At 46.3% G+C, this 20,754-nt stretch carries 23 protein-coding genes; 12 read left to right on the top strand and 11 right to left on the bottom strand.

What is annotated here, in order from left to right; genetic code table 11:
• Window positions 1–11: 11 nt before the first annotated feature.
• Complete coding sequence (locus tag R7P64_RS00130; protein ID WP_193837831.1) at window positions 12–1,364, bottom strand: GntP family permease; 1,353 nt, start codon at window positions 1,362–1,364, stop codon at window positions 12–14.
• A 158-nt stretch (window positions 1,365–1,522) separates the two neighbouring features.
• Window positions 1,523–2,665 carry a sugar diacid recognition domain-containing protein gene (locus R7P64_RS00135; protein ID WP_005374330.1) on the bottom strand — a complete coding sequence of 381 codons (1,143 nt, stop codon included), beginning with the start codon at window positions 2,663–2,665 and terminating at the stop codon, window positions 1,523–1,525.
• Window positions 2,666–2,899: 234 nt separating this feature from the next.
• Here R7P64_RS00135 and R7P64_RS00140 point away from each other — a divergent pair, with 234 nt between their 5' ends.
• Window positions 2,900–3,073 carry a hypothetical protein gene (locus tag R7P64_RS00140; protein WP_005374332.1) on the top strand — a complete coding sequence of 58 codons (174 nt, stop codon included), beginning with the start codon at window positions 2,900–2,902 and terminating at the stop codon, window positions 3,071–3,073.
• 70 nt (window positions 3,074–3,143) lie between these two features.
• On the opposite strand, the gene R7P64_RS00145 is transcribed toward R7P64_RS00140, so the two are convergent.
• On the bottom strand, window positions 3,144–3,506 hold the full coding sequence (locus R7P64_RS00145; protein ID WP_025768763.1) for a hypothetical protein: 363 nt from the start codon (window positions 3,504–3,506) through the stop codon (window positions 3,144–3,146).
• A gap of 276 nt (window positions 3,507–3,782) precedes the next feature.
• Here R7P64_RS00145 and R7P64_RS00150 point away from each other — a divergent pair, with 276 nt between their 5' ends.
• The 5 genes from R7P64_RS00150 to R7P64_RS00170 all read left to right on the top strand — a co-directional run bounded on the left by R7P64_RS00150 (window position 3,783) and on the right by R7P64_RS00170 (window position 7,814).
• Window positions 3,783–5,630 carry a M3 family metallopeptidase gene (locus tag R7P64_RS00150; protein ID WP_025768762.1) on the top strand — a complete coding sequence of 616 codons (1,848 nt, stop codon included), beginning with the start codon at window positions 3,783–3,785 and terminating at the stop codon, window positions 5,628–5,630.
• Between the two features lie 69 nt (window positions 5,631–5,699).
• Window positions 5,700–6,236 (top strand): DUF924 family protein, encoded by a 537-nt coding sequence (locus R7P64_RS00155; protein WP_025768761.1) that lies wholly within the window; start codon window positions 5,700–5,702, stop codon window positions 6,234–6,236.
• Between the two features lie 24 nt (window positions 6,237–6,260).
• Complete coding sequence (locus tag R7P64_RS00160; protein ID WP_017634368.1) at window positions 6,261–6,590, top strand: DUF4144 domain-containing protein; 330 nt, start codon at window positions 6,261–6,263, stop codon at window positions 6,588–6,590.
• Between the two features lie 139 nt (window positions 6,591–6,729).
• Window positions 6,730–7,215 carry a VOC family protein gene (locus R7P64_RS00165; RefSeq protein ID WP_005374344.1) on the top strand — a complete coding sequence of 162 codons (486 nt, stop codon included), beginning with the start codon at window positions 6,730–6,732 and terminating at the stop codon, window positions 7,213–7,215.
• A 173-nt stretch (window positions 7,216–7,388) separates the two neighbouring features.
• Complete coding sequence (locus R7P64_RS00170; protein ID WP_137282899.1) at window positions 7,389–7,814, top strand: VOC family protein; 426 nt, start codon at window positions 7,389–7,391, stop codon at window positions 7,812–7,814.
• Window positions 7,815–7,890: 76 nt separating this feature from the next.
• Here the strand turns inward: R7P64_RS00170 and R7P64_RS00175 are convergent, their stop codons facing one another.
• Window positions 7,891–9,018 (bottom strand): MBL fold metallo-hydrolase, encoded by a 1,128-nt coding sequence (locus R7P64_RS00175; RefSeq protein ID WP_137282900.1) that lies wholly within the window; start codon window positions 9,016–9,018, stop codon window positions 7,891–7,893.
• A 180-nt stretch (window positions 9,019–9,198) separates the two neighbouring features.
• Between R7P64_RS00175 and R7P64_RS00180 the strand changes: the two genes are divergently transcribed.
• Entirely contained in the window at window positions 9,199–9,444 is a 246-nt protein-coding gene (locus R7P64_RS00180; RefSeq protein WP_005460845.1) for a Rho-binding antiterminator, read from the top strand.
• A gap of 96 nt (window positions 9,445–9,540) precedes the next feature.
• Here the strand turns inward: R7P64_RS00180 and R7P64_RS00185 are convergent, their stop codons facing one another.
• From R7P64_RS00185 to ompW, 3 genes are all read right to left on the bottom strand, one after another.
• Window positions 9,541–11,031: an MDR family MFS transporter gene (locus R7P64_RS00185; RefSeq protein ID WP_005460814.1), complete on the bottom strand. Its 1,491-nt coding sequence runs from the start codon at window positions 11,029–11,031 to the stop codon at window positions 9,541–9,543.
• Window positions 11,028–12,053, bottom strand: a complete 1,026-nt coding sequence (locus R7P64_RS00190) for an HlyD family secretion protein (RefSeq protein WP_025768756.1) — start codon at window positions 12,051–12,053, stop codon at window positions 11,028–11,030. Before R7P64_RS00190 ends, R7P64_RS00185 begins: the two co-directional genes overlap by 4 nt.
• Window positions 12,054–12,267: 214 nt before the next feature.
• Window positions 12,268–12,912 (bottom strand): outer membrane protein OmpW, encoded by a 645-nt coding sequence (ompW, locus tag R7P64_RS00195; RefSeq protein ID WP_025768755.1) that lies wholly within the window; start codon window positions 12,910–12,912, stop codon window positions 12,268–12,270.
• A 495-nt stretch (window positions 12,913–13,407) separates the two neighbouring features.
• Between ompW and R7P64_RS00200 the strand changes: the two genes are divergently transcribed.
• Genes R7P64_RS00200 through R7P64_RS00210 form a run of 3 tightly spaced genes read left to right on the top strand, consistent with a single transcriptional unit; the run spans window position 13,408 to window position 15,038 of the window.
• Window positions 13,408–14,058: a Qnr family pentapeptide repeat protein gene (locus tag R7P64_RS00200; RefSeq protein WP_318123010.1), complete on the top strand. Its 651-nt coding sequence runs from the start codon at window positions 13,408–13,410 to the stop codon at window positions 14,056–14,058.
• Between the two features lie 9 nt (window positions 14,059–14,067).
• Entirely contained in the window at window positions 14,068–14,379 is a 312-nt protein-coding gene (locus R7P64_RS00205; RefSeq protein ID WP_025522087.1) for a cupin domain-containing protein, read from the top strand.
• Between the two features lie 38 nt (window positions 14,380–14,417).
• Window positions 14,418–15,038, top strand: a complete 621-nt coding sequence (locus R7P64_RS00210) for an HAD-IB family hydrolase (protein ID WP_033907205.1) — start codon at window positions 14,418–14,420, stop codon at window positions 15,036–15,038.
• Between the two features lie 116 nt (window positions 15,039–15,154).
• Here R7P64_RS00210 and R7P64_RS00215 read toward each other — a convergent pair whose 3' ends face one another.
• Entirely contained in the window at window positions 15,155–16,333 is a 1,179-nt protein-coding gene (locus R7P64_RS00215; RefSeq protein ID WP_085569482.1) for a lytic polysaccharide monooxygenase, read from the bottom strand.
• Between the two features lie 214 nt (window positions 16,334–16,547).
• A complete protein-coding gene (locus R7P64_RS00220) occupies window positions 16,548–16,988 on the bottom strand; it encodes an Lrp/AsnC family transcriptional regulator (RefSeq protein WP_031780811.1) in 441 nt (146 codons plus the stop codon).
• A gap of 114 nt (window positions 16,989–17,102) precedes the next feature.
• Here R7P64_RS00220 and R7P64_RS00225 point away from each other — a divergent pair, with 114 nt between their 5' ends.
• Together R7P64_RS00225 and R7P64_RS00230 are read left to right on the top strand one after the other, a co-directional pair.
• A complete protein-coding gene (locus R7P64_RS00225; RefSeq protein WP_213867983.1) occupies window positions 17,103–17,687 on the top strand; it encodes a LysE family translocator in 585 nt (194 codons plus the stop codon).
• A gap of 178 nt (window positions 17,688–17,865) precedes the next feature.
• On the top strand, window positions 17,866–18,639 hold the full coding sequence (locus R7P64_RS00230; RefSeq protein WP_213867982.1) for a siderophore-interacting protein: 774 nt from the start codon (window positions 17,866–17,868) through the stop codon (window positions 18,637–18,639).
• Between the two features lie 99 nt (window positions 18,640–18,738).
• Here the strand turns inward: R7P64_RS00230 and R7P64_RS00235 are convergent, their stop codons facing one another.
• Window positions 18,739–19,611, bottom strand: coding sequence for a LysR family transcriptional regulator (locus R7P64_RS00235; RefSeq protein ID WP_017633836.1), 873 nt, complete (start codon window positions 19,609–19,611; stop codon window positions 18,739–18,741).
• An 80-nt stretch (window positions 19,612–19,691) separates the two neighbouring features.
• Window positions 19,692–20,498 carry an arylamine N-acetyltransferase family protein gene (locus R7P64_RS00240; protein WP_213973020.1) on the bottom strand — a complete coding sequence of 269 codons (807 nt, stop codon included), beginning with the start codon at window positions 20,496–20,498 and terminating at the stop codon, window positions 19,692–19,694.
• Window positions 20,499–20,754: the final 256 nt, after the last annotated feature.

Below are 20,754 nucleotides of genomic sequence, written 5' to 3' on the forward strand. Positions count from 1 at the left end.
TTTCCAGAGACTTATAAGAGAACGAGGCTCAAAATGTACACCAATGCCATTGCCGTGACACCTTGAACGAGCGTAGCCATGGTTTGCGCGCGGTACGCTAGGCCCACCGACATTCGACTAAACTGCGAAACTACCCAGAAGAAACTGTCGTTTGCATGAGAAACCGTCATCGCACCTGCACCGATCGCCATCACCGTTAATACGCGGCCCATTTCTGAATCGAGCCCCAATTGCGTGAGCATAGGCGCAACCAAAGCCGATGTGGTCACCAATGCAACCGTTGATGATCCTTGCGCCGACTTTAGCGCAGCCGCAACGATAAATGGCATGAAAATACCCACACCCAGCGCCGATAGCGTTGTACCTAAGTATTCACCTAGCGGCGTGGCTTTTAATACCGCGCCAAATGCGCCACCCGCACCGGTAATCAAAAGAATAGGCGCAGCAGCCGTAATACCTTGGCTGATTCGCTCGCCAAATTCTTCAATCTTGTTGTCTGATTTGAGTAGGCGAACAGAAAGGAACAGGCCAATCACTAATGCCGTTAGTGGCTGTCCTAAGAAAGTCAGAACATCAAACACAAAACCTTCGCCCAGCGGTAGGCTTGGGAATTTCGCGATAGAGCCAAAACAGATCAATAAGATAGGAACAAAAATAGGAGCGAATGCTTGGTTCGCCGTTGGCAATTTGCCGTAAGACGCTTTGAGTGCTTGCCAGTCTTGCTGAATTTCTTCTACGGCTTCAATGCCATCTGGTTCAACATGTTGGAATCGGTTCGCCCACAACATACCCGCTAACGCCGCAACCGCTGCAACAAACACACCCACACCAATCACTAAACCAAGGTTAGATTCCAGGCCTAAGTTACCCGCAGCGGCAATCGGGCCAGGAGTTGGCGGCACAAACGTGTGCGTTGCGTATAAGCCAGTTGCCAACGCCACACTCATCGCAACGCTTGAGGTTTTTAAACGCTTCGCGAGTGATTCTTTGAGCGAGTTCAGAATGACAAAGCCTGAATCACAAAATACCGGAACAGAAACGATGTAACCTATGATGCTCATAGTCAATGTTGGGAAACGCTCACCCAACACTTTGATGACCGTATCGGCCATGGTGATCGCCGCACCACTTTTTTCCAAAATAACACCGATGATGGTACCTAAAACGATAACCAAACCAATGTAACCAAGGATGCCGCCAAAGCCAGAAGCAATGGTTTTGGCAATGCTATCTGCCGGTAAGCCGTAAGCAAATGCCGCAAGGAACGCCGCGATGATCAGCGCTAAAAAGGGATGTAATTTGAATTTGGTGGTCGTGAGCACAATAAATGCGATCACCCCAAGCAGGATTAATATAAGGTTCATGATAACTCCATTTATTCTTATTTTGCTGAGCGAGTCCGTGTTGGCTCACTCAACATGTAGGGACGCATGAATTATTAATCGTTTGCTTTCGAATTCCTTTAGGCGGAGTGACAAATGATGTGGTCAAAAAATAACGCGTATTGTGCAAATGCACAACATCACGACATTTTTGAGAGCCGAGTCGCAATATAAAGCTCCGCTAACCCCACAAAATTGGTGGTTGGTAGCCCTGTTATCTCGGTGATTTTCTCTAACCGATAGCGCAGAGTGTTCCGGTGAATAAACAGCATTTTAGAGCATTCTGTTACATTGCCATTGCATTCAAACAGTGCATCTAGGGTTTTCAGTAATTGCCCAGATTTGTCTTTCTCTTTCAACCGTTTCACACCATCAATAATTTGTTCACCTTGCCAAATATCCGCCAACGGCGCTAACAAAACAGGCAAACGAAGTTCATCGAACAGGTACTTACGTTTCTCTGGGTAGAACTGCTTGCCAATAGCTAATACCTGCTTCGCACTTTGGTATGACAACGCGACATCTTTAGGCTCATTAAACAGCTGCCCTAGCGCAATGTGAAACGTATGCGAATCGTGATCGCTTAAACGCGACATCAACTTATCAATGCGCTCACTTTCAACTTGGCTATCCCACTGCTTGGCGGAATGACACGGTTTCAACACCACAATTTCATTCACTGAGACAATCGCAACTAGGTTGTTACGCTCTGGGTATTCAAGCAGCTCAACAATATTGCGCACACTCTTCATGCTTTTCGAGGCCGACGGCGTCGAGACTTCAATCACCGTTGCCACCCGTGGTTGAGTAACATCGATAGAAAGACGCATCGCCCAATCTTTCAGCTCTTCATCGGTCAATTTGCCATTGATCCAAGCCAGAATAAACTCTTCACGATGACGTCTGTCCCACTGAAATTTTTCCACCAGCGCAGCTTGCTCGATTGTTAGTTCAGCGGTCATTTTAACCAGTTTTGCAAAATCTCGGATTTTCTCCGGCTCTCCTGTGACGCCAACAATACCGACCACGTCGCCATGTAATTTCAACAACATATTGATACCGGGTTTGACACCCTGCAACGTCAAACATTGCTGCTCATTAAGCTCTAGCGAATCGCCATGATTCAGCGCCAGTACCGCGCCATCATGCACTTGCCCAACACGTTTAGGGTCGCCACTGCCAATGATGATGCCTGCCGAGTTCATCACATTCACATTGTGACCAATGATGGACATGGTTCGATCAACAATTTGTTGTGCTAAAGCGTGGTCGAGAATCACCATTTCGAGTTTCCAAATTGACCGTTTAATCACTCAATAAATCACAAATGGCAAACTATCGCGATGCTGCGGTTCTAAATAACGGAAGCAGCTCAAAGCATTATCCAATTGCCCATATTTAAAAAGTGGATTAAACCTTCATTTTTAGCAGCGGGTTATATACTTAGAACAAAGGTTACCAATGCATTCTTCACTGTGCATTGATGCCACTCGTCTACCTACAGAGGAGAGATCAACATGGAGTTACGGAATAAATCGGGGGAAGTTGCAAATATTGCTGATAACCTCACTTTGAAGGAAATCACAGAAATGGGCTACACCGTAGATTTATGCGATGAAGCATTTGCTCCTGGAGAGCATTGGAAAGCGGAAGGTAAAACGCAAGGTATGGGCGAGTATCCAGAGGAGTAAACGTCCTGACGAGCCAGCGCACAAAAGCGTTCCACAAACAGAAAAACCGAGCGACTTAACGCTCGGTTTTTTACTTTTGAACTTCTTGAATAAACAAGCTCATCTCTTCAAGATAATTGCCGTTTGAGCATCCCCAGTCGGTGACCTCAATCAACTCAGTAACTAACTGTCCAGACTCATCATCTTGCACTCTCTGCACAAACGCTTCAAAACGTTCCAGTTGTGTCTGACTCTTAACGCCATGCACGGCATATTCTACAAGCAAGCCGTTGTACGTCTGCCAGCGCTGGTCGCCAGCAACATCATTGCTTAAAATCACAGAACACTTTTGTTGAATGCTTTCAACCGCATCATTTCTTGGTGGCGCGACTGTGGAACATCCAACTAAAATCGTACCTACCGCCAATAACGTAACTTTTGTCTTATTTATCATATCGTTTCCAACTGTATCGCCACGATATGGAAATCTTATTACACCTGATAAGGATCATCGATAGCGCACCGCAGATTAATTACTTAATAAACTGTAAACTCCATACCAGTCTTAACACTGCAAGCTCATAACTCCTATTAACTCACCCAAATGTAAACAAATAGTAAAATCACCTTTACGCGATGCAAAATCGACAAATGAGATTAGCGTTCCTTTCTCGCGACCAAGCGTGCAATAATCAACTGTCTACATAACGAAACCATTTGAAGGATCAAAATGACCGCAACGGATTACCTCAACGACCTCAATCAACGTTACCTTGCGATTCACCGCACCAAAGAAGATTTCTTTTGGGAAACTTACATGGGGATCAGCGATGACCATGATGGCTCGACGCAAGCACAAACGGCATGGACAAGCTTTTTAAGCAACGCCGAGCAAATTACTGCCATCAAACAACAGCTTGAAGCCGCGGACTCAATTACCGACCCACAAGAGAAACAACAAACCATTACGGGTCTATCTGGTTGGCTGGCGATGTTTGAATCTCACGCTATCGAGGGCGAAAAAGCACAAGCGTTGAAAAATCAGCTCATTGCCTTTGAAGCTGAGCTCTTCGAGAAAAAACAGAACCACGTACAAACATTTACCGATGAGAACGGCGAGCAAGTAGAAGGTTCACTTCCAGTATTAAGCTCAACCATTCGCACCAGCAATCATGAAGAAGTTCGCCAATCGGCTCATCAAGCGTTGCTGAACCTTGAACAATGGCTACTGCAAAACGGCTTTATTGAACTGATCAAACTGCGCAACCAGTTCGCTCGCTCACTGGGTTATGCGACTTTCTTTGATTACTCCGTGCAAAAAACGGAAAAGATGAGCACTGAGCAGCTATTCGAAATTTTGGAAGATTTCGAACAACGCACGCGAGATGCGCATCTAAACAGCTTAGAAAACTTGGCGAAAGAGAAAGGCGCAAGCGCACTAGCAGGCTACAACTTTGTTTACTCATTCGCGGGTAACGTTATGCGTGACCTTGACCCATACGTGCCGTTCTCAAAATCTCTGAGACGCTGGGTAGAATCATTTGGTCGCCTAAATATTGATTACTCTGGCGCGACGCTAACGCTGGATTTACTAGATCGCAAAGGTAAGTACCCGAATGGGTTCTGCCACGGCCCTATCCCTTCTTTCTATAATCAAGGCGAATGGGTCGCAGCGCAGGTGAACTTCACCAGTAATGCCAAACCAGACCAAGTGGGCAGTGGCTACGATGGCATTAACACGCTGTTCCACGAAGGCGGCCACGCAGCACACTTTGCGAACGTAAAAATGAACGCACCTTGTTTCTCGCAGGAGTTTGCGCCGACGTCAATGGCTTATGCAGAAACTCAGTCGATGTTCTGTGATAGCCTGTTAACCGATGCCGATTGGCTAAAACAGTACGCACTGGATGATGAAGGGAATTCTGTGCCTGATGAGATTATTCAAGCAATGATCAACAGCCGTCAGCCATTCAAAGCTTATGAAGAACGTAGCATCTTGGTTGTGCCCTATTTTGAGCGCGCGTTGTATCAACTGAGCGATGACGAGTTAACGCCAGAGCGCATCACTAAGCTAGCTCGCGATTGTGAAAAACAGATCCTTGGTTTGGAATGCAGCCCTCGCCCACTGATGGCGATTCCACATTTGCTATCCGACGAAGCGGCTTGTGCGTATCAAGGTTATCTACTCGCGCACATGGCGGTGTATCAGACCCGAGCATACTTCCTTGATAAGTTTGGTTACCTGACGGATAACCCAGAAATTGGCCCACTGCTGGCAAAACACTACTGGCACGCAGGCAATCACTTGTCGCACAACGAAACCATTGTCTGCCTGACTGGCGAAGGCTTCAATGCCAAATACCTTGCAGACGTGTGTAACCTGTCGCCAGAACAGGCATGGGAAGTGCAGCAGAAGAAAATCGACTCACTTGCGACGCGAGAGCGAGTACCAGTCGCTTCACTGAACGCCGCGATTAAAGTCGTCGACGGCAGTAAAGAGCTGGCAAGCAACGCCATCTCTGACGAACAAATGTGTGACGATTTTGAACGTTACATCGTAGAGACTTACGGACGATAACACGCAGAAAGCCAGGAGCTCGCCTTCTGGCTTTTTATTCTTTAGCTAATGCAATAGGAAGGAAGATCCATGTACCAAGAAGTCATCAAATTTTGGTTCGAGGAGCTATCGCCCCAAAATTGGTTTGAAAACAACCCAGAACTGGACAAGCGTATTACATCGCGATTTGCCTCGGTATTAGAACAAGCGGCTCGTTGTGAACTGTTTAATTGGCGTGACAGCGCACAAGGACGATTGGCCGAAATCATCGTCCTCGACCAGTTTTCACGTAATGTGTATCGCAACACCTCAAAAGCGTTTGCACAAGACCCACTCGCATTAGCATTGGCTCAAGAGGCAATTCGGTTAGGTCACGACAAAGAATTAGCGCCCGAGCAGCTAAGCTTTTTGTACATGCCGTTTATGCACAGCGAATCTCGCCTCATTCATGTCGAAGCTGAAAAATTGTTCCGCGCATCAGGGCTTGAAAATAACTACGATTTTGAGCTAAAACACAAAGCCATCATCGACCAGTTTGGGCGCTATCCTCATCGCAATGCGATACTGGGAAGAAAGAGCACTCCCGAAGAGTCAGCGTTTTTGCAACAACCTGGGTCAAGTTTCTAAATAACAATGAATAATGAGTTAACCATGAGAGACCACGCAGTATGTTGGCCATGCTTGCTAAAACTAGACGGCGACGATGAGCTGATCTACACGCATTCCCAGTCCGACTTAGACTCTGAATGCGAAGCCCTCATTTTTGGGCAAGATGATTACGTTATCGACTCAAATGGCAACACGTTTGAATTGAAAAACAATGGCTCGAACACCACTCTTTTACATCTAAAAGAACGAACGCTGTCCGTAGAAGAGGTTACGTCATTAATCCAATCGCATGAATTCAGCCTCGCGCAACGGTGCATTATCAAGATTCATTTCACCTCGGTGAGGCAAGCTGTTGAGGCCTTAGCTCACTAAATCAATCCCAACATGCACATCATTAAATAAAATTATCATCTTTATAATTTATGATAATTTCATGTAATCAACATCACGCCATATACTCTCCCACATCGAAACAAGACAACGTTCAAACACACATGTTGGGAGCAAACAAATGAAAATGAATCATGTCGGTATTATGGTCGGAGATATGGACAAAGCGGTTGAGTTTTACACGCAAGCGCTAGGTCTAAAAGTCGTTATGGGCAACACGAAAGTGATTGAAGAACGCGAAACGGCAATTGGCAGAATGTGTATTGCGGTCTTTGGGGAAGGCTTTAAAGGCTTCAACATTGCGCACCTTGTGACAAGTGATGGCATTGGCCTTGAGTTATTCGAAATGAAAGAGCGTCAAGAGCGCCATGAAGTGGATTTTTCTCGCATCGGTATCTTCCATTTCTGTTTGCAGACAGACGATTTTGAAGGTGCTATCAAACGCACCGAAGCACTAGGTGGCAAAGTTCGCATGGACATCATGCGTTACCACCCAGAAGACGATAATAAGCCTGCGAAAATGGTTTACCTAGAAGACCCATTCGGCAACCTATTCGAGCTTTACTCACACACTTACGAAGAAACTTACGCTTCTGATTACGAGTAATAGCCCCATCCATATTCCAAAAGGCTAGCAATACGCTAGCCTTTTTTGTTTGCTTTGAGTTGCAGTGTTTCTGCACTCGCTCTAGAAAAAAACATCTGGAATTTGATCATTTCTCTCACCACTTTTAAGGTCACTTTATACTTACCTCAACACAATGCAAAAAGGAGTGAAGCATGCCCACCAAAAATCCAATCGCCATCAAAGCGCTTGATCATGTTGTTTTAAGGACCTGTAACCTCGATGCTATGTTGCATTTCTATCGAGACATTTTGGGCTGCCCTGTCGAACGCGAAGTAACGGAACTTGGTTTAACTCAACTTAGGGCAGGTAACGCATTAATTGATGTAGTGACGGTAGACAGCGAATTGGGCCAACTCGGCGGTAAGCCACCAGTTCAAAATGGTCGTAATATTGACCATTTTTGCCTGCAATTGGCGCCTTTTCCCGAGGATGAATTACTGGAATATCTGCGTGCGCGCGGCATTGAAACCGAAGAGTTTGCGAAACGCTACGGCGCACAAGGATTCGGTCGCTCACTCTATATTCATGATCCGGAAGGAAATGTCGTCGAGTTAAAACCTCAAGTGATTGATGAGTAAGCGAGTAAAAACCTTGTTATATTCTGAAAATAACAAGGTTAATTTCTAAAATAATTATTGAAGTAAGAACATATTATTAAGTCAAAATTATATCTGGCTCACCTATTTCTTTTTCTCGCCACCATTGTTTATTTATATGTTCTTGATGAACGTAAAAACTCTCCCCCGGCATTGGCGTCAGCAGCGTTATATGTTCTTTTTGACAATGGGTAAGCAAATCTAAAATCGGTTCGTCCCAGCGGTGAGTAAACAGTTCGTATGTAGCCCAATGTACTGGCAACAGTTTTTTCGCATTTAAGTCGCGAAACGCTTGCACGGTATGATGAGCCTGCATGTGCCCCCAGTTTTCGACCGGATAACCTTGGCCTTTCACATCAGCAGCCACTTCCAAACAGGCAATGTCGATTGGTCCACATCGCAGTGCGATCTCGGAAAAGTGCGAATCGTAAGCTGAATCGCCACTAAAATAGAGCGTCTCTTCTTTACCTTTGATGACCCAAGAAGCCCACAAGGTCGAGTTTTTATCGAAATAAGTACGACCAGAATTATGGTTAGCGGGCGTACAAATCAGTTCGATTCCGGCATAGTGCACGCTATCCCACCAATCGAATTCCACGATGTTGTCTGCGCAAACGCCCCACTTTATCAGATGCTTGCCAACCCCTAAGGGTACATAAAACGTCACGGGTTTATCGGCGTAGAAACGTATGGTCGATGCTTCTAAATGGTCGTAATGATCGTGCGAAATCACGATAATTTCAGGAATCGGCAAACAATCTCTGGCATGGGTATTGGGAATATTGCGTTCAAACCACGCTTTTGCGATGAACGGAGAAGCGTAATCAAATACCGGATCAGTCAGAATTCGAATGCCATCGACCTCCACCAGCATGGTGGAATGGCCCAGCCAAGTAACGCGCATCGATTCACTTCGCTGCGCAAACTGCGTAGGTTGAATTGGGAAATGTGGCAGATGTTCGTTAGGACTCAATGGCGTTCTACCACCAAGATAGCTCCAACACACCTGCCAGAATGATTGCGGGCTAGGGACATTTGGCATCTCGTTTTTAACGCGGCCGTTTTCAAATTGAGGCGAGTGGTAAACACGGTGCGCCAACTGCGCATGGTAGGTTTGAGGCGGAATCAGTGAACTTGGCTTTTGTTCACTCGTTAGGTATGTGCGCTTAAGTATCGTCTCAGACATATCGTTATTTTGTCTCGCTTGTGAACGCTCAACAGTAGGTTTATTAAAACGTGCGTGTATGTCTATTTCGTGACCAAAATGAGGTGTAAGATGAAGATTCAGTTTCAATCAAACGTCTTCTATTTAAGGAAGCGGTTCTCAAACCTTCTGAATACTGCGTCGGTTTGAAAGGAGAAAACTATGGTGACTTGCAGCCAATACGATTTTATTGAAATCGCCTGTATGTTTAAGCTCCCTATCGAGATCACGCTAAAAAATGGTGAAACTCATCAGGGCAACGCGTTCGACACAGGCTACGACATGCAGCGACAAGAGTGCTTGTTTTTAGATATGGATGGTGAGCACACCGCTTTCCCGACTGAACAATTAGTCGCAATGCGCGCGCTCAAAGCCAATCCGCATTTTGATGAAGTGACGTTTGAGTAAACGTCCGTCTTTCATTGACACCGTCCAATAAAAAACACCTCTCAAGCAAATACAACTTGAGAGGCGTTCTCTTACACGATTCACCGGAACTTGTTGTTATTCTCGCGACCGGATGAAAACCAGCATCGGCATCATGATCACGAACATCACTCCCACAAGCTGGAAGGTGTGCACAAACGCGACCATTTGCGATTGCTGCTGCAACATCTGTTGGTATTGGTCTAACGCAACCGGATCGGTAATAGAAAGCCCCTGATTGGCCGCCCAGTCATGCAAGTTAGGATTATAAGGATTAATACCCTCTCCCAGCGCATGCCATTGCTGCTGACTATCACGATATTGGAACGTGGTGGCGATAGAAATACCAAACGAGCTACCAATGGTACGGAACAGATTGTAAATACTCGCCGCCGCAACAGATTGCTCTTTCGGAATCGTTAAATACGCCAAGGTGGATAGCGTCGAGAAGGTTAAACCAAGCCCCATCCCCTGAATCATACTCGGCATCACAATCCAAAATGTATCGATCTGCAGTGAGTATTGCGTCATCAAATAACTACCAATCCCGATGCAGCTCAAGCCAAAGACTATTTTGATTCTGGGATCGAATTGCGGATTGAGCTTAATCACCAAAATCAACATCGCCGCTGACGCCAATCCACGCGGTGCCATTAATAAGCCAGTGGTTGAGACCGGATAATCCAGCAAGCTTTCCAACAGCATCGGTTGTTGAGTCGTCAGGCCAAACATCGCCATCGACACCACGGCAATCATCAACGACGAGACCATAAGATTTCGGTCTTTCAGTAGCCACAATGGCGCTATTGGGCTTTTGGTTTTCCAGCTGCGATAAATCCACATCACCGACCCCATGACAGCGAGTAATATCGCGGTCTGGATCATGCGTGAGTTGAGCCAGTCTTCTTCGTTACCTTTATCCAACACAAACTGCAACGCGCCCACACCTAACGCCATGTAACCGATGATCCACCAGTCAAAGTTAGGTTTGGATTTGTTGTCGATGTGGATATAGCGATAAATCAAAGAGGTACAAATCAAACCGAATGGCAAGTTGATGTAAAAAATCCAGCGCCAATTGATGTTGTCGGTGATCACGCCACCCACGACTGGGCCCAAAATAGGACCAAGCAAAATGCCGATGGAGAAAATCGCCATCGCTTTGCCTTTTTGTTCGTACGGATAAATCTGCACTAACGTCGACTGCGCTAATGGAATCACCGACGCGCCGAAAGCGCCTTGAATAATGCGAAATAGCACCATCTCTTCAAGAGACTGTGCTTGCCCACAAAGCGCACTGGCAATCACAAAACCGATCACAGCAACCAGCATGACTTTGCGTTCACCAAAGCGCGACACCCAGAAACTGGTCATCGGAATGAAGATCGCTTCCGCCATGCTGTAACCCGTCAGCACCCAAGTAATTTGGTCTGCCGTTGCGCCCAACGCGCCCATCATGTGCGATAGCGACACGTTCGCAACGGTCATATCGATTAACACCATGATGGCAGAAAGCATCACGGCGACGGTGGCAATCCCCCGTTTGTCTGCCGTAATTTGATGGCTCATTGCACGCTACTTTGCAAATCAATGGTGACTTCTGAGCTCGCACCCACGCGAAGTTGCGGCGCATCGGCCGGTACTTCTAATGCCAAACGTACAGGGAAACGCTGTTTGATTTTAACCCAGTTACCTGTTGCGTTTTCTGGTGGCATCAAGGAGAACGATGTACCACTCGCAGGCGACAGCTGCTCTACCGTTGCTTTCCACACCACGTCTGGGTACATATCAATCACCACATCCGCATGCATGCCAGGTTTAATATGAGTAAGATCGGTTTCTTTAAAGTTCGCGCGTACCCAATAGCTGTCTTTTAAAATCACAGGGAACAACGTTTGACCCACGCTAACGACCGAGCCTACGTGCGTATTGATCTCACCGGCAATGCCATCCACTGGTGACGTAATGTCGGTGTAGCTCAAGTTCAGCTCTGCTTGCGCTAACTGTGCTCCCGCTTGTTGAACAACCGCAGCCTCTGCGCCTTCTTCACCACGGTTCGCAATGGCTTTTTCTACCGTCGCGCGCGCTTGCTCCAGGCTCGCTTGGGCATTGGCTAGTTTGTTTTTTGCCGTATCTAAATCTTGGTCCGACGCCAGTTTGCGTTTCACCAAGGAATCCGTACGTTTGTACTCCACTTGCGCTTCTGTCAGGTTAGAGCGCGCCGCATCTAAGCCCGCAACGGCTTCAGTTACCTGCTTATCGGCAACGTCATGTTGCTGGACCGCCAATTGGTATGCCGCTTTTGCTTGCTTCACTGCCAACAAATATGGGCGTGAATCTATCTTCAGCAGTAGGTCACCTTTGTTAACAGATTGGAAGTCTTTGACATCCACAGAAACCACTTGGCCTTTTACCTGAGGCGCTACCGACAAAATTTTTGCCCTAACATAGGCATCTTCTGTGCTTGGGTGACTGTCTGAATACTGCCAAGACCAATACATCGCACCAAATGCGATAACACAGAGAGTAAAGAAAAGAGTTTTTACCAGCTTAGATCTGGAGGAGGAATGCTTTGCGATATCGTCGCTCATTTATATTGTCCACTTGTTCAATTATGTGATCAGTGTAGGACTTTTCGATCTTCCGACAATAAAATGATCTGCAAGGTAAAGATCCAATTTTGCATGTTGCTAAGTGGAGTAAATGATGTGCAATCAAAACGAGGATAAAAAAGAGGGGCAGTCCCCGTAACCGCCCCCAAAGTCATGCCAATAATAGTAATGTGCGTGTAACTACTGGTTTTTCTTAGAACTTGTAACCGCCGCTGATCATAAATACCCAAGGGTTAATTTTGACGTCGGTTTTTTGCTTCACTCCACCTGCTTTGTAAGTTGCTTCTGTTTCAATGTTTGCGTACCACGCAGCGGCGTTGAGGAACCATTGATCGTTGATCATGTAGTCCACACCAATATTCGCTGCTAGACCGAATGAGTCATCCAACTTAAGATCTGAAAGACCAGCGCCTTTACCCGTGCTATTGAAGCCCTCATCAAAGAACATGGTGTAGTTCAGACCTGCACCAACGTATGGACGGAACTTACTTTGTGGCTCGCCAAAGTAGTACTGCACCATAAGCGTTGGTGGAAGGTGTTTGGTGTCCGCGATATCACCAAGACCTAACAAGTCTGTTGAAATATCGTGGCTGAATGGTGTTGCTGCTAGAAGCTCTAAACTGATGTTGTCTGTAAACATGTAGCCAAACGTCAAACCAAGCTGCGTATTTGAATCCACTTTCAATTCTTCTTGAGAACCAAGAATCTTATCGCTGCTGTCGTTTGGAACGACAGACGCCGCACCAACACGAAGAACGAAGTCACCTTGTTTATGAGCGAAAACACTTGGTGACACGAGTGCAGCAACCACTGCTAGACTGCAGATTGTTTTTTTCATTTTTATTTCCTTTCGTAGGGCTTCGTTATGTCGTACCCAAAGGGGTGCCTGTTAACTGATCTGAGATTTCAAGTAAACTCAGCGCCTTGAAGCACACGGGTATCTATATCTTTTTGAGCTGTGCGCAATCTAGCACATAGAAACCCTACTATTTTGATGGAAATCAATTTGTGAAAAATATAGGTTTTTTGTATGGAGAAACGCCATATTGATCAACAAATTATGCAAATAGGATACAATTCTGTAATGCAAACTGTGCGTGTGAGTTGCCATGCATACCCATAAATGCGAATCCTCTCGTTAAGGCTCGTAGCCAGCAAAAACTTTTTTCGTCCTCTACGTCTTCTATTTTCAAAAAACAACCCACTTAAAACGCTCGTTTGCCCTCTTAAAATCGCGATTTGAGGGGTTTGTAAAGCACTGAAATACAAGAAGTTATTTTTCTGGAAAATCAGTCACTTGGAGTGCTAGTCTGCTCGCAGCTAAGGAGAAGACATGTTAAAAACCGATCTCATTTTTGAACGAGAAAACTTTTCTCATCACGATTTTCAGAATGCTACCTTTAAAAACTGCCACTTTTATATGTGCTGTTTCGACCATGCCGATCTGCGCGATGTTAAGTTCATCGACTGTCGCTTTATCGAATCCAAAGCGCTAGAAGGGTGTAGTTTTCGCTTCGCGAACTTAAAAGATGCCAGCTTTACGAACTGCATGTTGGCGATGAGCCTGTTTAACGGCGCAAATTGTATGGGCTTGGAGCTACGTAAGTGCGATCTCAAAGGGGCAAACTTCCAAGGTGCGAACTTTGCTAATCGCGTCAGTAACACCATGTTTTTCTGTTCTGCTTTTATTACTGGCTGCAACCTCAACTACTGTAACTTCGAGCGAGTGTTACTAGAAAAATGTGACCTCTTTGAAAACCGTTGGAACGGTGCGAACCTCGCAGGGGCAACTCTCAAAGGCTCGGATTTATCTCGCTGCGAATTCTCGCCAGAACAGTGGGGAACCTTTAACGTTGAGCAGTGTGATCTGACTCATGTCGAACTGGACGGGCTGGATGTTCGCCGCGTTTCTCTGTTTGGTGTTAAAATTTGTGATTGGCAACAAGAGCAATTGCTTGCGCCTTTTGGACTGATCATTCTCTAAGGAAAGGCCATGAATCTTTTTAAAGACTTACCGAATAACCTCGACGAGGAAGTGTTCGAAGACCTGCTGACCCACAAAAACCTGCGTATAGAACGCATTGTCTCAACGGGGCAAACCTCGCCCAAAAGTGGCTGGTACGATCAAGAAGAACATGAATGGGTCTTGGTTCTTAAAGGAGCAGGTGAGCTGACTTTTGAATCAGGTGTCGTGCAACGACTTGAGGCAGGCGATCACGTTACGATTCCAGCTCATACCAAACACAAAGTGAGCTGGACTGACCCAACGCAAGAAACCATCTGGTTGGCGGTGTTTTATCAATAAACACAAAATGATCTTAAACCCAAAAATAGGCGCTGAGTTTGCTCGATACTACTAAGCCGTCACTGGCACTGTTTGATTTTGATGGCACCATCACCCGAGAGGATATGTTTAGCCTTTTCCTCCACTATTCTGCTTATGGCCTGCGCAAACGAGTAGGAAAGGTCGCTATCATGCCATTTTATGCGCTGTACAAACTCGGAGTGTTACCCGCTCGTGTTATGCGCCCTCTCAGCAGTTTTATTGCATTTTCAGGGAAAGAAACGCAGAAAATTGAAGCGATTGGCACTCAGTTTGCCCATGAAGTGATCCCGCTGTACTTACGGCCAGAAGCGATGGAAAGGCTTGCTTGGCATCAACACCGAGGCGATACCATCGTAGTGGTGTCGGCATCACTCAATGCGTATCTCAAGCCTTGGTGTGAGGCGAACGGTTACCACTTGCTGTGCAGTGAACTGATCTCAGAACAGCCAAAACTGAGTGGCTTTTACCAGCAAGGTGATTGCAGTTTAGAAAGAAAAGTCTCACGCGTGAAAGCGGCGTTTTCGCTCGACGAGTTTGCGTCTGTTTATGCCTACGGAGATACGCATGAAGACATTCCGATGCTCAAACTGGCAGACTACGCGATGCTCAACTGGAGCGAGTGGAGAGCAAGCGAATAACGATATGTGCTCTGATTTTCAAGACAGCCACTCAACCAAAGTGGTCGTTTTAGACTGAAAAAACAAACCCTTCTCACATGAGAAGGGTTTTATTGTTCAGGGCCCGAATAAATGGCTTAACGCCATACACCCCACTGACCCGTTGTGCCTGGTTCCTCACCAGACGTCCACCACTGGGCAGTCCATTCTTTACCGTTGTGCGTCACCACATCACCTTGGTTGTAAACGGCCGTCTTGTCCCACAAGTTGGTTGGTTCAACTGGTGGCGTGACATCCGCTTTGATCAGTGACAACGCATAACTGAAGTCTGCGCTTGGCGCTAATACTTGGTTCGCATTCACGTTCTTATTATCGAACATGTAGTGGTTCATCTCTTGATGCCAAATGCCCACATACCAATCGCCCGTTTGCTGCGCGTTAAATTGATCCGCAATTTCTGCCGCCCAAGTCGCCGTATTGTTTGCACTGATTGGTAGTGAAATATCGACAATTTCATTGCCTGTCGCATTAAACGTACGAAAACGGATGGTGTCACCCGCTTCTATTGGTCCGAAACCTTGCTGAACAAAGTAGCCCAGAGATGTCAGATTATTGCCCGGTTCGGTTGGATCAACAGGGTCAGTCGGTGGCGTCGTGCCCGTTCCGTTTAACGTAATGTCACTACAGTTGTAGAAACCTTCACCGGCAACATCAATACGCTGCCAACGAGTATAAAGCACCGCATCGCCCGAACGATCAGCAGGGAAAGTCACCTGAATACGGTAGCGTTTTTCCGCATCAACATACACATCACCTGCGGTGTCGATCAGCTCTAAATCACTCCAAGTAAGAGGTTTTGAATCATCATAAGTTGGCTTGGTGAGATAGAATTCCCAGTACGATGGGTTGTGCGGCGCTTTGCCGTAAAACACCAATTCAATCTGGTTATTTGCATCTGGCGTAACATTGGTGCGCTGCCAGTTTGGAGAAGGAATGTTCAAGCCTTTCTTAGCTGTATCGCCAGCAGAACATAGCTCACCGTCGCGAACCACGGCTTTCACATGCTCCATATCTCGGTAATTTGGTACGTTTGCTGCAATTTCGCTACGCTGCACAAACGGATACGCGCCAGATTCATCAAAAGCCGCTTTACACGCTTGGTTAGGGATCTCGTTGGTCCAAAAGCCACCGTCTAAATAACACGTATTTTGACGAGCACTTGGAAACTCTACCCAGCCATGGGCGTTGACGTTAAATGAGCTCAATGCGGCAACAGCGCTTAAGCTCAAAAGAGGAAGTGTTACATGTGATTTCATCGTTCATCCTTAATTTTGCTGACTCGCCGCTCTGAAACACAAGCGGTTTAAGCAAAACTAGCAGGATGGGATTATTTAGAAGGTGAGAATAAATATGGAAATTGTAAGAGTGCCATCTGCTTTCCAGCATTTGTTGTGAACCATTCTCATACTCGACTGACTCTTTCGAGTCACTTCAAATTCATGTGCCACAAAAACTGTCACCCTCGTTTGGCTATCGCTCGTCTTTTGGTGTGTCCATCACCACCATGGTTGTGATCGACTTGACGTGTTCGCACTCACCCAACACATCAGCATGGAACGCTTTATAAGCGGCGAGATTTTGCGTCTCTACGCGTATGAGATATTCGTTAGATCCCGTAATGTTGTGACATTCCACCACCTCGTTTACAAAACGCACATGCTCTTCGAAACCCAGCTGCGCCTGCTTAGAGTGCGAGGCCAAACCAATCGACACATAAGCGACAAAACCCACGCCAAGTTGCTGATTATCCAGTACCGCTCGGTAGCCTTTGATCACGCCTTTACGCTCTAAATCTTGCACTCGGCGTAAGGTTGCAGACGGAGATAAACCAACGCGTTCCGACAGCTCCACATTGGAGATTCTTCCGTCTCGTTTGAGCACTTGCAATATTCTTTCGTCAAATCTATCCATGATGATGTTTCATTGCTTATTTAGTTTCTAATCATCAAATAAAAGCACAATATTGACCTCAGTTCTACTTATAGTTGTTCTCAACTTATCGAGAACTGATTCAAGGAACAATCTATGGAATATCATCAACTGGGTGCTTTGGCGTTGTTCGCTTTTGTCTCCACTTTTACGCCGGGTCCCAATAACATTATGTTGATGACCTCAGGGGCAAATGTCGGCTTTAAACGCACTATCCCACACATGTTGGGCATTACCTTCGGCTTTGGTGCCATGCTAATTTTGGTGGGTATTGGCTTGATGAGCCTGTTCCATGCCTACCCACTCACCCACTCCATTTTGAAAGTATTGAGCTTGAGTTATTTGCTGTACTTGACGTACAAAATCGCCACCAGCGACAAAACCGAAGCAAAACACGATTTTCGCCCAATGTCTTTTTTAGGGGCTGTCGCATTCCAATGGGTGAACCCAAAAGGTTGGTCGATGGCGTTGACGGCCATTACGGTATACAGCAGTGGCGGTTCTTGGCTCGAACTGACTTTTATCGCCGGTATCTTCTGTTTAGCCAACTTGCCATCGGTGACATTTTGGACGGCGGCAGGTATGCAATTGCAGCGTTGGTTGACCACCGATAAACGCGTTAAGGGGTTCAACTACAGCATGGCTGCGCTGTTGCTTTTGTCTACGATTCCAATGATATAAGTCCATTTATGGTTAAAAATGACTCACTTCACGTGGTTAGAGAAAGGATAGAGGTAATATTTTTCTTGAGGCTTTGGCGTTAATTCACAGTGTAAATTTGTTTAAAGACGCTACCCTCTTGTTAGGGAACTTGATAATCTTTAAATGAGAAAGAGAATAATTATCGAGTAAAGTAACAATGAAAAAGAAGCCTCAACCTAAAACGCTTGTTGTCACAGACACAGAAACCATCACTCCAAACATGCAGCGCATTACCTTGCAAGGTGAGGCGCTGAGCCACTTTCCTCGTGACTGCGAAGGCAGTTACATCAAATTACTGTTTAACGATATGGGTGGCTCGGATCTGAGCATCCTGTCAGAAGACGACCGACCAATCATGCGCACTTACACAATTCGACGCTTTCATCCAGAAACCAGTTCAATCGAAGTGGATTTCGTCCGACACGTAACGCAAGATCTGCAATGCGGATTTGCAGCGCGTTGGGCAACGGCCGCGCAAAAAGGCGACACGATCAGCATTGTTGGGCCAGGTAGCATCTCCAACTTAAACACTGAGGCGGATTGGTTCTTCATGGCTGCCGATATGACGGCACTTCCAGCACTTTCTGCGAAAATTCGTACGCTGCCAGAAGAGGCCAAAGGCTACGCTGTGATCAGCGTGATGTCTCCAGCCGACATTCAACCCCTAAATACGCCAGCCGGTATGGAGTTGATTTGGCTAACTGAACAGCAAACCTTGGCTGATAGCGTTCGCGAACTCGAGTGGTTAGATGGTAACGCTTCGGTATGGTGTGCGTGTGAGTTCGATTCAATGCGTACGCTGCGCCAATATTTCCGCAACGAAAAAGAAGTCGATCGCGAGAATATCTACATCAGCAGCTATTGGAAGCAAGGCGTGTCTGAAGATGGGCACAAAGTGATTAAACGTGAAGACGCGGAATCCAACCAATAGTGATTCATGTCTTTTCGATTCCAGCTCTCATCCTAATAAAAACGCCCGGCATCACCGGGCGTTTTAGCAACTTCAGTTGTATTAAAGTTCATGAAAACTCTAATCCGCTAGTTCCTGCGCTAAAAAGTCGATCAACAACCTCACTTTGGGCGATAAATTTCGGCTTTGTGGATACAGTGCCCAAATGCCTTCACGGTCGTCTCGGTAATCGGTCAGCACCTCGACTAGCTCACCGTTATCTAGGGCTTCTTGAACGTAATAGTCCGGCAACTGCACTAAACCCAAACCACGTTTGGCGGCGCCCATTAGCGCAAAACCACTATTGCATTTAATCCTCCCCGACACGCGCAAAGACTTATCGCGTTTATTTTCCTTAAAATGCCAATAATCGACCGAACCAACCAAGCACTGATGTCGAGCCAGTTCGGATAATGTGTGAGGCTCGCCAAATCGCTCCAAATACATAGGGCTAGCACACACGTAATTTTGACGCGACGAAAGACGCTTTGCGATCATGCTGGAATCTTGCAGGCGGCCAAGACGAATCGCCACGTCTACCCCTTGCTCTATCAAATCCAGTTTTTGATTGGTCAGAACTAAATCGAGATCCACACGCGGGTACTTCTCCAAAAACTGATGCAAGAGCGGTGCGAGGTTCATTTCCCCATAGGTCACAGGCGCTGTCACACGCAGCAAACCTCGCGGTTCGGTTTGCATTTGCGTTACAGCAAGCTCAGCTAGTTCTAGCCCTTCGACCAAGTGTTTGCACTGCTGATAATAAAGCTGTCCAGCTTCAGACAGAGAAACTTTTCGCGTCGTGCGATGCAGTAACTTAACCGCAAGACGCTCTTCAAGTGCCGATACGCGGCGACTGATTTGTGCCACTGACGTTTTCAGTTTAGCCGCGGCAGCTGTAAAGCTGTTAGTTTCCGCTACGGCAACAAACTCGCTGACTCCTTCCCAATTCGCCATGCTGTATTCCTGTCGACCTCTTCTAGACAAATAGTGATTACATTTTTCTCGTCGCGCTACGCTTTGAAAACGGGAAAACTTTACGCGTCAGGTAACGGACGAAGTTCGTCGTATTGCGCATCAAGCTCAATGCCGAAGTATTCTTTCAATGCATCCAGATAGGCTTGGCCCGGTTCTAACTCTAATTCTGTCTGCTCACCTTCGCTGGTGTATTTGAGTGTGTAGTTAAGCAATGTCACCAACCCACTTTCTGTTGCTTTCGCCGCGACTCTTGCGCTGGTAAAACGCGAATTAGGCGAAGTCGAGGTAAAGAAGTTGCTACATGCAATGTCACCAGCACACACGAACTCTAGGTCAAAGCTGTATAGATTGCTCCACACGTCCGTTCCATCGGTTGAAAGCACTTGGAGGAAATAACCAAACTGAGCATCTTTGACAAAACGGAAGGTTTGTAAATCCGTCTGAATCACTTGGTCAAGGATAAATGGCAATGGCGCTCGAGGGGTATTGGAGCCAAAACCCACATCGACAATCCATGTTTGTTCCTCTAACGTCACTAACGTGATTTGATGACTACGACCTGTTGGTGTACCAGAAACATGTACACGCCCTAGCAAACTTCGCGCTTCAAACCCAAGAGTGTTGAGCACATCAAGCATTAAACCATTTAATTCAAAGCAGTAACCACCGCGAGAGTGGTACACGGTTTTTTGAATAATATCTTCAATCTCAACAGAGACGCCTCGCTGCAATGCGATGTCAAAATTCTCAAACGGCAGGCAACGATGCTGCGCCACGTGAACTCTGTGCAATGACTCCAAATCGGCGGGCAATTCACTAGGCAAGCCTAGCTTGGTTAAATAGGCACTCAGATCCGTCTTATTCATAATCACTCTTACTTAGCTGATGGTTTGACTGTTTTCTACTTTAGCCCCTCTATCTAACTTCAGGTCAATCACCTTTTCCATTTCCCTTCCGCTTTAAGGAGGCATCGCACTCTTTTTACACGCTCACCTTATCATTATTACGCATATGTAAAAATCATTTTCAAAATGGACGGATTATCATTTTTACTGAAACACCTAAAATGAGCACCAACAAAACGACGCAGCGCGGTAAGCAAACCTTAACTACGCTTATTAC

It is taken from the genome of Vibrio sp. 2304 (genome assembly GCF_033339475.1).
GTDB lineage: Bacteria > Pseudomonadota > Gammaproteobacteria > Enterobacterales > Vibrionaceae > Vibrio > Vibrio alginolyticus.